General features: G+C 62.5%; 11 protein-coding genes and 1 riboswitch. Of the genes, 4 read left to right on the top strand and 7 right to left on the bottom strand.

All coding sequences use genetic code 11. From position 1 onward, the window contains the following. Window positions 1–58 precede the first annotated feature (58 nt). The gene (locus IEY07_RS20930; protein WP_229670441.1) at window positions 59–808 is read left to right on the top strand and encodes a 2,3-bisphosphoglycerate-dependent phosphoglycerate mutase; all 750 of its coding nucleotides are present in this window, start codon (window positions 59–61) and stop codon (window positions 806–808) included. Window positions 809–929: 121 nt separating this feature from the next. Here IEY07_RS20930 and IEY07_RS20925 read toward each other — a convergent pair whose 3' ends face one another. The 4 genes from IEY07_RS20925 to IEY07_RS20910 form a co-directional block, all read right to left on the bottom strand. After that, window positions 930–2,501 (bottom strand): dynamin family protein, encoded by a 1,572-nt coding sequence (locus IEY07_RS20925; protein ID WP_229670466.1) that lies wholly within the window; start codon window positions 2,499–2,501, stop codon window positions 930–932. 201 nt (window positions 2,502–2,702) lie between these two features. After that, a complete protein-coding gene (locus tag IEY07_RS20920; protein ID WP_188897532.1) occupies window positions 2,703–4,220 on the bottom strand; it encodes a MutS-related protein in 1,518 nt (505 codons plus the stop codon). A 1-nt stretch (window position 4,221) separates the two neighbouring features. Then, entirely contained in the window at window positions 4,222–5,856 is a 1,635-nt protein-coding gene (locus IEY07_RS20915; protein WP_268239252.1) for a MutS-related protein, read from the bottom strand. Window positions 5,857–5,878: 22 nt separating this feature from the next. Continuing rightward, a riboswitch (Fluoride riboswitch) is annotated at window positions 5,879–5,942 on the bottom strand. Between the two features lie 760 nt (window positions 5,943–6,702). Next, the gene (locus tag IEY07_RS20910; protein WP_188897529.1) at window positions 6,703–6,840 is read right to left on the bottom strand and encodes a hypothetical protein; all 138 of its coding nucleotides are present in this window, start codon (window positions 6,838–6,840) and stop codon (window positions 6,703–6,705) included. A gap of 1,259 nt (window positions 6,841–8,099) precedes the next feature. Between IEY07_RS20910 and IEY07_RS20905 the strand changes: the two genes are divergently transcribed. Then, window positions 8,100–8,540, top strand: a complete 441-nt coding sequence (locus IEY07_RS20905) for a hypothetical protein (RefSeq protein WP_188897527.1) — start codon at window positions 8,100–8,102, stop codon at window positions 8,538–8,540. 13 nt (window positions 8,541–8,553) lie between these two features. On the opposite strand, the gene IEY07_RS20900 is transcribed toward IEY07_RS20905, so the two are convergent. The 3 genes from IEY07_RS20900 to IEY07_RS20890 all read right to left on the bottom strand — a co-directional run bounded on the left by IEY07_RS20900 (window position 8,554) and on the right by IEY07_RS20890 (window position 10,951). Beyond that, window positions 8,554–9,357 carry an ArsR/SmtB family transcription factor gene (locus IEY07_RS20900; RefSeq protein WP_188897525.1) on the bottom strand — a complete coding sequence of 268 codons (804 nt, stop codon included), beginning with the start codon at window positions 9,355–9,357 and terminating at the stop codon, window positions 8,554–8,556. Window positions 9,358–10,018: 661 nt separating this feature from the next. Beyond that, window positions 10,019–10,480 (bottom strand): hypothetical protein, encoded by a 462-nt coding sequence (locus IEY07_RS20895; protein ID WP_188897523.1) that lies wholly within the window; start codon window positions 10,478–10,480, stop codon window positions 10,019–10,021. A 114-nt stretch (window positions 10,481–10,594) separates the two neighbouring features. Then, window positions 10,595–10,951, bottom strand: coding sequence for a hypothetical protein (locus IEY07_RS20890; RefSeq protein WP_188897521.1), 357 nt, complete (start codon window positions 10,949–10,951; stop codon window positions 10,595–10,597). An 841-nt stretch (window positions 10,952–11,792) separates the two neighbouring features. On the opposite strand from IEY07_RS20890, the gene IEY07_RS20885 reads away from it, so the two are divergent. Next, window positions 11,793–12,323 (top strand): DUF4062 domain-containing protein, encoded by a 531-nt coding sequence (locus IEY07_RS20885; RefSeq protein ID WP_188897520.1) that lies wholly within the window; start codon window positions 11,793–11,795, stop codon window positions 12,321–12,323. Then, window positions 12,320–14,773, top strand: coding sequence for a tetratricopeptide repeat protein (locus tag IEY07_RS20880; protein ID WP_188897518.1), 2,454 nt, complete (start codon window positions 12,320–12,322; stop codon window positions 14,771–14,773). The genes IEY07_RS20885 and IEY07_RS20880 overlap by 4 nt, the downstream gene beginning before the upstream one ends. The last annotated feature ends 8 nt before the right edge of the window (window positions 14,774–14,781 follow it).

The following is a 14,781-nucleotide window of genomic DNA, read 5'->3' as shown; positions in this document are numbered from 1 at the left end:
TCGGCTGCTGTCTGAGTTGCGCACAGTAATCATAATTTCTCTATCAGAAGGAGACTTCGTGAGCAAACTGATCTTGCTTCGTCACGGGCAGAGCACCGCGAACGCGGCAGGCGAATTCACCGGCTGGACTGATGCGGCACTGACCGAGATCAGGCAGTTGGAAGCCCACAAGGCGGCCCGGCTCCTGCACTCCGCCGATCTTCTGCCCGACAGCATCCACACGTCCGTCCTATGGCGCAGCATCCACACCGCTCAGATTGTGGCAGACGATCTTGGCCGGTCCTGGCTTCCCGTTCACCGGAGCTGGCGTCTGAACGAGCGCCACTACGGCGCACTCACGACCCGCAAAAAATCACATGTCCGGCTCCAAGTGGGCACGCACCAGTACCGGCTGTGGCGACGCTCGTTCGAAGCACCGCCACCGCCTATGCCGCCCGACGAACTCGAGAACCTTCGAGCAGACCCACGCTATGCGGACCTCCCCCATCGAACAATCCCTGCCTGCGAGAGCCTGGCCGACGTCCTAACCCGGCTACTGCCGTACTGGATTGACGAGATCGCAGCCGAGCTTCGCCACGGAGGGACACCACTGGTCGTCGCTCACGGAAATTCGCTGCGCGCTCTGGTGATGCACCTCGACCAACTCTCCCCGGCGCAGGTAGCTGGCCTCAATATCCCAACCGGGATTCCGCTCTGCTACGACCTGGACGAGATGTTGACGTCCAAACACAGCGGAGGTCACTACCTGGACCCCGATACCGCCGAATCCGCAGCCGAGGCGATCGCAGCAGAAGGCGAGGCAGGATGAGCGCCTACCGCTAGAAGCCAACGATGTCCAGCGGACCCGCTTTCACGACAAAGCGACTCGATAACAGCAGAGGGTGCCACGTCGCTCCAGTGCCCAGCGCACCTGCGTACGGTCAACTCACCTAGGGCGTCGGGTCGTCGTTGCGCGGCAGCGTTTCGAGTTGCGTCATCAAGTTGCGGATTATGGCCGCCCGGCCAGCTAGCTTCTCAAGCTCATTCGTCCGCTCCGGCTTAGTTTGTTCACCGAGCCGCTGCACCGCGGCCGTTGCTCGTTCCAAGGCTGCCATTTGCTCCTCCCACACAGCTGTCAGGTCGTGCTCAATGAGCCGGGTGGAACTTTCCAGCCATGCTTGCAGAGCAGAGCGGCTACGGCCCAGCGGCTGGTTCAGAGCCGTCTCGGCCCAACTATCCAATGCTCGCCGGAGCCGACTACGTCGGATCGAGGCGGGTAGGTGCCGGAGGACCGCGACGGAGATCAATTCCTGCCAGTCGGATGCGGGCAGCATCTCTAGGAAAGGAAGACGAGGCAGGTCAGTCCGAGCTGGCTGGGCAGGCTCAGTCAATTCCAATCCCAGCAGTTCCCGGGATGTGCGACGAGCAGCGGCGAGATCGTCGCGAAGCCTGGCAATAGCTTCGTCACCCGACGCCTGCAGCGCGCCAGCGAGCTGGGCAGCCATGTCGTCGAACCACGCGGCTGCCTGCTCGCGTACATCGCTGATCATCCTGGAGCGACGCCTCTCAGCGTCCTGCTCAGGACTCTCCCGCGGGTCACCGGCTTCATCCAACCTGTGCCGCGCCCGAGCGAGCGCCCACGCAGCCTGCTTGTCGTGGTCCGCGTCAAGCCTTCTCCGGAGCCGCAATGCCTCGCCCCGTAGCGCATCCGTCGCTGCCATCGCGGATCTCCACGCCCGGCCAAGCACGTCATTCAACTCCCGAACCGCGCCGGCAGTTCGGTCGGCTTCATCCCGAAGCAGCCTATCCTCGATGGACAGTTCGTCGAGAACCACGTCAGCCGCTCGACGTAAGGCGCGCGCGGTCGAGTCGACCGCGTCAGAGGATCCATGTCGTCGAAGTTGACCGGCCAACCAGTCCGCGAAGGCAGCGAGCCCATCGCCGGTGCGCAGGGATGTCACAAAGATCGGTGTCGGCTTTCCGATCGCCCGGTTAAGCGCGCGCTCAGTGAAGGAGCGGATCGCGGGCAGGTCACTGGTCGAGACCAGATCAGCCTTGTTGATCAAGACGACCGTCCGAGATGCAGTTTGGGCTGCCTCTACCATCAACGCGATTTCAGCCGCGGAGACCGGCGGATCCGCAGCCACCATCAGGACGGCAACATCCATCAAGCCTCGTGCGCGACTCGACTCATCGCTATTTGCCACGTGAATCGAGCCGGTACCCGGCGTGTCAACGACCTCGGTCTCGTCCGGCAGAAACCGTGACGGGGCAACGATCATGACCTGATCCACGTGCTTCACGTTGCCCGGGTTGCCCTGTTCGCTGACCAGGCCAGCCACTTGATCCAGGCTGATCGGAAGGTCTCTCCCATCACGGAAGTGGACTCTGGCCTCGATCGGCCCGCCGGCCGTGACGACGGTAGCCACTGACGTCAAAGGCAGGGCGCCGGTAGGGAGGAGATCGGCACCGAACAAGGCGTTGACCAAGGAACTCTTCCCGCGCTTCGCCTCGCCGAGCACCAAGACACGAACCCGTCCACGGCTAGCCCGTCGCGCAGCATCGCTGAGTGGTCCTTGTTTGCCTCTCGGCAACAGAGGGATCAGTTGGGTGGCAATCGCATCAAGGGATGGGGGGTGTGTAACTGTCCGGGGTACGTTGGTCGCCCCCGTGACCGGCGGCATTCGGTTTGCCATCCGGCTCTCACCTAATCATCGTCACGGTCATCGAGCGTCCGCTGCCGGGGCGGGATCGTAGGGCCACGGCGCCAGCCGCTGATAGATGTCACGGCCGAACGCGGTCGGCAGCGGATCGGCGGGCAGCAGTCGGAAGGTTCGCTGCCCGGACTCGAGCCGCTCGGCCCGCAGGCTGAGCAGTCCCGGATCAGCCTCGACGAGTCGACCAGCAAGATCAAAGTTGTGTGTCACCAACACCACCGGAACTCCGCTGTCACGCAGGGCACCGATCAGATCATCGCCGAGGTTGGCGGCTTCAGCCTCGTTCGTTCCAGCGAACGTTTCGTTCATCAGGATCCAACTTCCCGGCTTGGTGTGCTCGATGATCTCACTTAGCCGTTTCAGCTCGTCGAAGAACCGGCCACCGACCATTCCGGAATCCTCTTCGCGGGCGAAGTGGGTGAACACCCTGCTTGTCGTCCGCACCGACCAGGACCGGGCCGGTACGAACATGCCGGCCTGGGCCATCAACTGGGCAGACCCGATCGCTCGCAGCAACGTGGACTTGCCACCGGAATTCGCACCTGTGATGACGATCCCCGTACGAGCTCCTGCGGGCACGTCGTTCCGGATCACCGAGCGTTCACCAACCAGCGGGAGGTGTGGGTCATAAAGTTCGCTTCCGCGGACCAGATCATCGTCCTCATCAAGTAGCGCCGGCATGCACGTTGGCTGACCGGAGCCGGTCAGCTGTCGGTGCAGCCGGACAGCGCCGAGATAGAAGCCGATCTCACGCTGCAACGCCTCGAAGAAGTAACGGAGAAAGTCCGCCGCTTGAGCAGTCGCGTTCGCTATCTGGTTCAGTCCGCGTCCTTGGATAGCGGACAGTTCAGCACCGCCCGCCTCATCACGTGCGGGGATCTGATAGGTCAGCGCAGTCCGCGTCGGCAACCCCATCCGCTCCACCAGAGGAGCCTTCTCAGGCGGGTGCAGAAGGTCCTCGACACCCTCATTGCCAGGCCCCAACCGTCGGCCGATGATCACGCCATCAGAGAAGGCAAGCCGACGCAGATGGGCCTGGCAATCCTCAAAGAACTGGTCGTCCAAGTCCTGGACCAGCCCAGAGTAGAGCGACGTGAGCCCCGTTGAACGCACTTGCGAAACCTCTTGCCCGGCGAAGGTCGCCAGAGTGCGCAAGTGCGGGACGAGCTGGTTCAGAACTGTGCGCGCACGACTCAGTATCGCGCTGGGATTCTCTCGGACGAAGCCGATGTACACCGACCGCTCGGTCTTCAGCGCTTTGGTACACAACCCATACAGCTCAGCCGTCGCCTCTGGTCGCTCAAGGCAGTCTTGGAGCACCTGTTGGCGATACGTGATGGTGTCGTGATCAGTCAGCGGATGGGTGAGCACATCCTGCGCGACCTGGTACACCAGGCGATCACCACCGGCCATGGTGAGAAGAACATCTTCCAGCTGCAAATCGGTCAGGACATCGTCGGCACCGAAGCGCGGGTTTTCGGCGGGCGTGTAGAGCTTGTCTCGGAACATCAGCCGCACCTGCATGTCAGTCCTCCTCCCCTGCTCCCTCTGCTGCTGGCCTCGTCGGACCGTCAGCATGATCAGCGACTCGTCGCACTATGTCTTGCCGCCGGAGACCGTGACGGGCCGCGATCGCCTCGGCGTAGATCCTGCCGGCCGGGGGTTGTGCCAAGACCTTGAACGTCCTCACTGTCGGATCGTCCCGCCGAGTCTGACTGACCATGCTCACGGTCTTGGGCCGACGTGCGAGGTCCTCGACGAAGGTCACCCAGATGACGGTCGACCCGAGACGCTCAAACTGCTCGAGGATGCTTTCGCCAAGATAGGTAGCATCCGAAAGGGTCGTCGAAGCGAACATCTCGTTGATCACCACCAGACTGCGATCGTCGGCTTGCTGGAGGATGTCGTGGATCCGGATCAAGTCGTCCTCGAGTTTCCCACCGCTCGTCTCGCGGTCGCGATCTTCCTGCCGCTCGAAGTGAGTAAAGATCTGGCTCGCGGGCGTTACACGGGCCGACTCCGCCGGCACGGGACAGCCCAGCCCCGCGAGGTAGTAGACCTCACCGATCATCCGGGCAAAGGTTGTCTTGCCACCCTGGTTCGGGCCGGTCACGACCACGAATTGTTGATCATCTGCCATCGTGACGTCGTTGGCGACTACCTGGCCGCCCTTCAACGCCAACGCTAGATCGACTCCCTGGACTACGTGCAACAGTGGGCCAGCGTCGGTGTCCTCTGTGACGATCGTGGGACGGCTGAACGGTATCCCCGAGCCTCTCAGCTGCTCCATCAGCGCCAAGTAGGACAGATAGAACTCCAGCTCATGTCCGAACCGACCGACGACAGGATCAAGAAATCTCGACTGACGTCGAACATGAGCGGCGACTTCGGCAAACAACTCCTCGTTGTGGCGCGCCACGAAATCCAAGATGACCGACTCGATATAGCCGGCACTACTGCGGCGGAGCTGGACGAGGTGGTCCTCGGCATCGGCCTGTCGGAAGCGTTCGAAGGTCGCCAACACTTCAGCACCATAATCACCGGAATAGCGTTCCGGGGTGACAGTCACCTTGTCTCCCTTGACCCGCAACGCATAGTGCACCGCTTGCAGCCGCCGGCTCAGATCAGCATTGTCATCGGCAAGCCTCTGGAACTTCTCGGACACCTGATAGCCGCCAAGGAAGTCTCGGATCCCGATCAGGCCGGCAGACCGGATCGGAAGGCGGCCCAGATCATCGGCGACCGTGCGCACGCCCGCGACATAGCTGTCGATCGCCCGCATCAGAAACCCCTCTGCCACGTGACGGTTGTTCGATTGCGAAGCGGCCGTGACGAGGCGGCGTACGTCTCGCGCGGCAGCGCTGAAGGCCGCCAAAGAGCCGGCGACATCGTCGTTGTCCAAGTCGTCGAAGACATCGAGCCGAAAGTTGATCAGCTCTGCATCGTCGAGCGGCGTGCGGAACGCTGTATGGATGGTTCCGGCATCCCGCTTCTTCGCTAGCCAATTGTCAACCTGGTTCAGGTTCAGGTCAGCGAAACAGTCGGGAACTGACGGCAAGGCTTCAGGCGCAGGACGCCCAGGGAAAAGGATGCTGACCTCGGCTCCAACGAGCCTGAGCTTGGCGCTGCTCCCCTGTAACTCGACCTCAGTCGTCTCCACGGGCACACTCCTGTCGGATTCCGTCCAACCAGGAGCCATCAGCCATTGCGGCGGTACTGCGAGCGAGCCCCATCGCCTGAAACCAACGATACCGGCGCCGCCATCGGTACGCGGTGTGACCTGGGTCGCATAGAACAGCACCATCTCATTTGCGGGCTCTTGACGATGGCCTCCGCCGGAGGACACGAAAATCTCGAACACGACATCCACGGAGCCCCCACTTCTCCACCGAGCACCGTCCCGACGGGTGGACCGTTCTCCCTCGCAGCACCCCATAGACAATTACCGCATGGAGTGTGGGTTTCGGGCCAGCCGTAGAAATCCCGGAAGGCATGGCCCGACTAGTCCACCGATCGCTGCTCGTCGGCACCGCCCAGAATCAACCCGAACGACCAACACGATTCCGCCAGCTGGACACGATCCGGGCACACGCCCGACAACATCTCACTGAATCCGGCGAACACACCGCAACGCTGCTACGACGTGAGCACTGGGTCCAGGGGCTACTTGCCGCACGCCCCAAGCCGGGTCAGCTCGCCGAAGCCGCATCGGACGACACCATCGAAGACGCTTACCTGTCGGTCCGCGCCACGGCTGCAAACGGCCGGACCCAGCCAGCTGGACTTGATCGGCCTCGGTTGCGGCTTGTTCTACTTCCGGTACTACCGCGAGCGCATCCTTGAAGGCCGCCGATGGTTGCGAATGGCTCTCGACACTCCAAGTCATCCGCTGCGAACGAACCCCTCGAGTTGGTGAAGGTCCGGCTCACGCTCGCCGAACCAAGTTGCTCAGTAGCGATCCGGTCACTGCCGCAATGCTCAGCGACCAGGCATTCGAACGACTTGATCAGCTGTCAACCGACCAGTTGATGCCCTTCGCCGAGATCTGGCCGGAGTCGCCGACGCGGCCTGTAACCGCAACCAGTTTCGCATCGTCTCCCATGCCCGAAAACTGCTCAACCGGGCCGCCCAGCGCTGCGACCACGACGACAATCTCGCACCGCTGGCCGTCGCGATCGATTGTGTCCGGGGACTCGCCAGTCAAGACCTCGACAGCTGCGCTGACCGAGCCGAGTCGCTGTACGACCGTGCAGTGGCGCAAGGCAACCTGTTATTCCAATAGAATTCCTGGGGCGTCCGAGAGATCATCGCCCTGTTTCAACACGACCCAGCCAACGGAATGTTGTGGACTGATCGGCTCATCGTCGCGCACCTGCCGCTCGGAAGTGGCGGCGGCGGCGTTTTCCTGGAAGCACTCGGTAACTTCGCTCAGTTATCGGGCGACCCGAACTAGCAGTGCGGTTTACAATCGGCCGCCCAAGCCGAAACCCATCGGGTAGCAATGGTCTGGCCATCCCAGCAACTCAGCCGCGACAGTTACCAGCGGGCGCGCGCCAACGTCGGCCAACAATGCTTCGACCGAACCTAAGCAGAAGGCCAGCAACTGACTCCCGAAGACGTCGCACGCCAGCGCGGCCTCATAAGGAGTTGACCAATACCCACACCGGCACACCTCGCGTTACTCGCGGCGTCAGCTCGGGGACTCAAGGAACCCGGGCCCGCATCACCTGGCAGCTGATGCAGTCCAGGCAGTAGATAGTATTAAGCAGAATCAGCTTCATCGGCCGCTGCGTTCGTCCGGGTCGATCCATCCGGGCGATAACGCACGCCAGATCACGACATGCGGTTGAGACCGAGATCTGCGGTCGATACGCCGTCCTGCTCAGTCCAATCGTCAAGGATCGGTAAGTAACTCCAGAAACATATCCGTAACACGTTGGATCAGAGCGACACAGTTGTGAAGTATCCACCCAGCCCGTCTGCCGCAATGAACTCGACGCCGATAGCGGACCGCCGGGAATTCGTTGTACACGTCGCGACGCCGTTCGATCCCAATGGCTAACCAGTAACTCACCAGGATGTACTCCGTGCCGAGCACCGTCGCTCGCCGATCAAGGTTGCCGTCTCCGTCGGGGCACGCGGCACGCGGCACCCGGCACGCGGCCATTGAACCGACGGGTCCCCCCGTCCTCGCCGGCGCTCTTGGCGATCACGAGGTCGATCGCACGGGTCAGAAGGGTGACGGATCGACGATGCGACACGTGCCGCCGACGTCGATCAGATCTGTGACCCGTCTGGATTCGAACCCATTCGAATCGCGGATGGGCAGACGCATTCCCTGCCCTACGTTCACAGAGTCCATGTTCAGTCCCGACAGACACCATCCGAAGGAAGGGAACTCTCGTGAAAATCCGAACTCTCGCCAAAGGCGCACTCGCTGCCTCGGTACTCGCCGTCGGCGCCACAACCCTGGCCGTCACGCCAGCTCACGCCGCCACCGGCACGCCTCACACGATCCACAACTGTCAGGCAGGCTATGTGTGCGTGTACGCAAGCAAGAAGGCGATGGACGGCGGCCACCCAACGTATGCGTTCTCGAGTTACGCGGGCCACAACATCTACGGACAGACAGGCACCAAGTACGTGCTCGACAACCAGACCGGCAGCCACTCGCTCGGGCTTTGTGCCAAGGCCGGTGGCAAGGGCGGCCTGGCACATACAGGAGGCATTCAGGCCGAGGGCTCCACCGAATGGGACCATTACACGTTTACGACCAACTTCACGCCGGTCTACTCGCTAGATCTGCGCACATTCGGCGGCTACAGCAAGCTGTGCGACCGATAGCCAGATTCCCTGCTCAGACCACAGCGTCTCCATCGATCAGGCACCAACCCAACTGCGTGGGCTGGTGCCTGATCGCCTGGCCATCTCGTCGGCTGTCGATCAACCCGGAGTCACGCAGCGTTGCGACGTGATAGCTCACCGTTGAAGCGGCCAGCTGCAGCCATCCGGCCAACTCAGTCGTTGTCGCCCCTCCTTGCGCCGCCATCAACACAGCGGCACGGTGACCACCAAGCAGCCGAGCCAACGCCGCAGAGCGGTCCACACCCCCGCGCTGCGCCGCATGCGCGACCGGAAAGACCACGGTCGGCGGCAACTCCGCGTCGGCAAGACCGGTCGCGCGCTTCCAGCAAAACATCGACGGAACCATCGTCAAGCCACGACCCCGAAGATCATTCACCTGCCACACACCGATTTCGATCCTCAACTCGTCGTGCCGCCACGCCATGACGTATTCAGGGAAGCTCCCGAACAGCGCCGGAGCACCGCCCGTCTCCAGCGCAGCCGTCCTAGTGCTCCGATCAGCGTCGATTCGAGCGGCCGACTGATCGTGATCAGGCAGCAGCACGATCCGGGAGTAGATCTCAAGCAGCCGCGCCAGAGCGCGTCGAGGTCGCAGATCCCGTTCAGCGAGTGCCGAAACCCAGCTGGGGACCGGGCGATATCGGGCAAGGAGTTCCAATTGGCTGGCAACCACCCGCGGAGGCGTCGCGGCGACGGTATCAATACCCTGTTTGAGATCGGTCGCCGTCGGAGTCAGGAAGTCGGGGAAATACGGCCCGTCCGGCGCCAACTCTGACAGCCGGCGAACGGCCTGCATCCCTGGGCCGCCTGCGAGACGACGACGCACTGATGCGCGCCACCGGTCATACACATGCTCGCGATCACAGTTCTGCAAGCGCTGGACACTCAGCACAACCTCCCACAGCGGATTGACACCACACGAAACCCCCACCCTGGCAAGATCCTCAGGATCGAATCGAAACCGCCACATCGCTCACCACCTCAATTGCTCGTGCGATGGGATCATGGTGGACGACCGCAGGGCCGTTTCGGCCTCGAGAACGGCGGCGGTAGTGACGGATTTCGAAGGAATCAGCAAACGGCGTCGCCATATATGCAAACGCGCGAGCGATCATCGAGCGTGGGACGGACATGATCGATGAGGGCTAACCGATAGCTGTCTGATCTCTCGGTCCACGAATCGCCATCTACCGGTGTGTATCAGCTGGGATGCCCTGCTCACGTTACCATCCGGTAATCGCCCGCTGTCCGCTGATCGGGCACTCGCGGACGCCAGCGGCAACCGCCCAGCAAGGGGTGGCCGGCAGACCCCTTCCGGCAACTTGACCAGGCACCAGTTGAGCGTCGGATCGCTGCGTCAGTGAGAATCCATACCAGACACGGGCCGGGGCCAACCTCACGCTGTGCGAACGACAGTGCGATCAAGTGCGGCCGGGCCGGATTGCCTGCGTGCCGTTTCAGAAGATGTCGCCGCGCGCCGATGTCAGTGCCCACCATTCGATAATCGGCCGTTCGGCAGCCAATTGAATTGGCAGGTCTGCGATCGCGTCGTCAGCTAGGACGGCGGTGATCGACTCTTGGAGCGGGAACTCTCCGAAGAGGGCGTCACAGTGCGAGCATCCGTGCGATAGGTACCGCTCGCCGCGAGTCTTGCTGTAGCGCGGCTTGATCGTTGCTGCGATCGGATTGTGGTCAAGGGTCATCAGTTCCTGGACGTATGCCAGGTTGAGGCCGGAGGTCACTTCGAGTATCGAGTACTGATCGGTGGCACCCCCGGGGTGCAACACCGCCGGAGGGTTCGATGTGGCCGAGCATTTCCAGCAGACGTAGACAAGGGAACGCACAACCAGCGGCATCGCGCTGGTTGCCGCCTCGTTGAGTACCGGACGTACGGTGTGGGCAATCTCTTGCCAACTCATTTCTGCTCACCTCGCGATCGAGCCACCACAGACGCTTTGGCAGGAACCTACCGAACCATCGTCATGCCGATGACCCCTCAGCGTGGTGTCGCTCGACGCCTCGCCCGAGGACCCTCAACCGGGCAGTCGATGGACCAAAGACAGCCACGAAGTCTCGTCCACGATGGCGAGAACGTCCTCCAGGTTTGAGGTATCGAGTGGGCAGGTCAGGGCTGCGACAAGCTCTCGGGCGAGCACTCCGGTGCTCAGCCGCTTGGTCACCTCGGAGTTGACCATCTCGTAGAGGTAGTTGAGGAAGGCGGCCACTGCGTAGCCGAACACCGTGACGTCCTCGATAACACCCCGGCCAGCATCGGCCCGGTAGGCACGCATGAAGTCCAGGATCGAGCCCGGCCCAGCTTCTCCTGGTGTGAACCACTCGACGAGCGCACGAGCCAGGATTCGATCGATCGACCGAGCAACGGGCGGCATCGTCACAATCCAGCAAGGCGACACCTGTCGGGGTGACCAGGACGTTCTTCGGTTGCAGGTCCGTGCGGAGCGCACTCTGGCGGCCGTCACTGGCTGGCGTCACCGACTCTGCAGCTGACACGCGACGTGTTCGATGCTGTCGCGTGGCTCGGCAGCACTGAATTGCACGAGGGCTGACAACCCCTGCGTCACCTGCCGCGTCGGCTAGTTGGGTCGAGGCCTCGAGCTGTGACGCCAACTCGTCGGCATCAACGAAAGCGCGGAATCCTTGACTGCTGAGCTTCCCGACGTGCTGTCCAACCGCCAGATTCCGGCCATCATTCCGTCGGCAGCGTGCGTGACCTTGTGCACCTCGCCCAGGGCGAAGACATCCGCAGTGGCCTGCTATCGGTGATTCCCAGGGGCTAGCTGGGCAGCAGCGGAAGCGACGATATGATCAACATTCGATCAACTGCCATCCAGTCCAGCAAGAGAATTGCTACAAGCGATCCTTCGCCCACAGACGACCCGGCAGCGGACAGACCTCGGGCAACCCTTCCGGGCACCCATCCGAGCATGGGATCCCTGCCGGACCAGGGATCCATGACCAGGCGCCGGTCGAACCGACTGCGTTACCGATCTGGACACACGGGAGAGTGCCGTTAACGAACAACACGACGACCGTCTGTCAGTTGACGCGGACACCGCGTCACTTCGCCCAGAATGACGCATCCGGTGAGCAGGGGAGAGTGTTCGTGACCGGACGAGCGCTAACCTACGGACGGGCCATGCGTGGCAGCCCCTTATGCCAAGGTATGGACATGCCAGGGCGAGGTGTTCGATGACGGCCCGAGACCGTGTCGTGGATGAAGTCATCTACGCGCGCGACCCGCTGCACCTTCGGGTGTTCATTTCCTCTGAGATGCGCTCCGGCGAGCTTGAGAAGGCCCGGAAGGCGGCTGCCGCCGCGATCTCCGAAACCGGCTTTCATAACCCGTGGTGGTGGGAAAGGAACGGCATCGCTGGCCAACACTGTTCCGAAGCAATGTGCCTTGGGAACGCCCGGACGAGCGACTACCTCGTCCTGATCCTCGGTTCGAAGATCACCGACATCACCCGACGCGAGTACCTCGCGGCAAAAGAAGCCGGCGCCACGCTCATCATCTTCGGCCCCAAGGGCTGTAACCGTGACGCAGAGGCCAAAGCATTCTTCGACGAGGCCGCGAAGGACACGACCTACGGCTCCTACACTTCCGTGGCCGACCTGAAGCAGCGGATCATCGACGCGCTCGTGTTCCACACCGTCCGCGTGAATCGCGAGAGCCAACTGCTCAGGCGACAGGTCTCGTTGAACGGCGTGGGTGCCGACCTCACCATCGGAGGTGCAATGTGAGCATCGATGACCTTCGAGGTCGCTACACCGCCGAGTTCATCGACCAGCTGCTCGATTGGGCGATCAACGGCGGCGACATCGACAAGCGACTGAACCGGGCTCTCCGAGGTTTGGCCAAAGCAGCGCCAGAGGGTGTGACCCTTCGTGACCGGGTCTCTGCCGCTCGAAAGGCTCTCCGCCTAGGGGACTCCGTCGAGAGTGTTGGCCTGGTCGTCAGCCTGGCCGAGTGGATGCGCACTTCTGGGTTCCCCGAGTTCGCGTGCCTGCTGTGCGGGCTCGCGGTGAACATGCGTAACGAGCTTGGCGACGAGGTCGATCCGGACAGTGCGGCCTACCTCAGCAACGCGGCTGGCCTACTCGCGTTCGGCTTCACCCGTCTTGACGTCGCCGACAACCAGTTCCTAATGGCGCTCAACTATGCAGAGGAGTCAGAGGACAGAGGCCCCGTGCCCGACATTCTGCTGAACCTCGTCAACGTGGCCCGGTACCAAGACCGCGATGACGACGCGCGGCTCTTGGCGCTCCAGGCGCTGCAAGAGGTCGAGCGACGCGAAGACCTGGTCGGCCAACTCCAATTCCTCTTCACGCTCGGCAACCTGGCAATTGATCACGACGACATTGAGGACGCAACCGAGTGGCTCGCGAAAGCCGAACCACTAGTCAGTAAGGCGAGTACGCCTCACATGACTGCCGGCTACCACCACCTCCGTGCACTTATCGCCAGCCGAGAAGGGGACTTCGACACCGCTGAAGCTGCGTGGAAACTGTCGCTGGCCGCAGCGCGCCGAAGTCACGACCAGGACAAGCAGGTCGCTGCGCTCCAGAACCTTGCCGCAGTCGCGTCCGACGCGGGAAAACAAAAACTCGCCCTGCGGCGAATACGCCAGGCAGCCGACGCCGCAGCGCAGTTCCACCTGGTCTCTCGACTCACGCACCTCCTCCCCGCTCTGGTACGCGCCGAAGCCAACAACGGTGACAAAGCGCGCGCCTTGCATGCCGCACAGCGACTCCTCGAGATCGCTGAAGCAACGCAAACCGACCTGGGCCAGGCTCACGCCCTGTTCGGCGCCACATTGATCGACAACGGACAGGCCACCGAAGGGCTCGCCGAACTTGAGACCGCCTGGTCCTACACGGCCGACGATCAGACCTCTGAAGCAGCCGAATTGCTGCCGCATCTCGTGCACAACATGATCTGGGGAAGCCAGCAGGCCGGCACGCTTGCCGAGACATGGCAGCAGATTGTGCTGCACACCAGCGAGGTCCCGTTGCCGGCACGAAGCGAACTGCTGGAAGACCTCGGCCTTCTGCTGCTCGAAACTTCCGGTGTTGCAGAGGAAGAGGCGACGACGGTCCTGATGTCGTCCCTAGAGCAGCGGCCGGCGGCAGCGCGCGCATGGGCGGCACTCACGGCCGCCGCCCAGATCTACACCCCACGCTCACCTACGACCGTGGCTCGCCTTTTGGAGTACGCGCTTGCAATAGCGACTCGCCGCAAGCAGAACTCGACCGTTCGCCATATCCGAAACGACCTCTCGGTTGCCTTGCTTGAACTCGGAGACCAAGCCCGAGCACGGAAGCTCCTCGACCGAAACATCGCTGACTCCCTCACCGATGACGACCTACGAACACGACAGCTGGCGTACTTCAACCTCGCCGAGATGGCTCGCCGTAGCGATGACCGCTCCGCGGCGCTCGAGTACGCAGAGTTGTCGTTGGACATCGCCGTTCAGGCAGCCGATGTCGAAGCCACAGCAGATGCTCAACTTCAGACCGGCATGTGTCTCTCCGATCTGCAGCGCTACGACGAAGCCCGAATCCTTCTCGAAAAGGTTGTCGCTACCACCGACCCCGGCAGCGACCCGCACCTAGGCGCTCGCCGGAGCATTGCTGGTATCGAGCTCACGACCGGAGACCCTGAAACCGCGGTCACCCTGTACGCACGGGCTGCAAGGAACGAGCGCCCCAACACGATTCAGAACCTCGAGGCACACCTCGGTTGGGCTGAGGCGCTCGCAGCCGCCGGAAACCGCCGCGGATACAACCGCATGCTCCAGCGCCTCATCGATGCGTTCGACACCGTCCCATATTCCGCCGACCTTGCCACCCGCTTCACCCACGTCGCCCGCCGATGGGCACGCGCGAACAAGAACAAGTTCGCAGGCGAGGTGCTTGCTCAAACGCTACTCATCGCGGCAACGCCATCCCAAGTCGCCTTCGACGAAGGCCACGACTCAGATGAAGACCCTGTCGCCCATCGCGCCCTACTCGCCGTAGCCACCGAGCTGTACTACCAACAGGCTGTTGAGCCCATGGGCGACCGCACACAAGTCCTAGCCGGCATCGAGTCCGAACTACGCCGACACATGAAGGCCACTGCCGCGCGCAGCATCACCAAGACGGTGAAGACCGTCGTCGCGATCGTTGAAAGCGATGACGAGAGGCATTGATCGCGCTC

Origin of the sequence: Microlunatus endophyticus, assembly GCF_014646195.1 — a bacterium.
GTDB classification, from domain to species: Bacteria; Actinomycetota; Actinomycetes; order Propionibacteriales; family Propionibacteriaceae; genus Microlunatus; species Microlunatus endophyticus.
This window is presented reverse-complemented; position numbering and strand designations above follow the sequence as displayed.

Coding starts and splice junctions, on each gene's coding strand:
- IEY07_RS20895 (WP_188897523.1), bottom strand. CDS start 10,480: ATGAGTTGGCAAGAGATTGCCCACACCGTACGTCCGGTACTCAACGAG.
- IEY07_RS20900 (WP_188897525.1), bottom strand. CDS start 9,357: ATGCAGGCCGTTCGCCGGCTGTCAGAGTTGGCGCCGGACGGGCCGTAT.
- IEY07_RS20920 (WP_188897532.1), bottom strand. CDS start 4,220: ATGCAGGTGCGGCTGATGTTCCGAGACAAGCTCTACACGCCCGCCGAA.
- IEY07_RS20890 (WP_188897521.1), bottom strand. CDS start 10,951: ATGCCGCCCGTTGCTCGGTCGATCGATCGAATCCTGGCTCGTGCGCTC.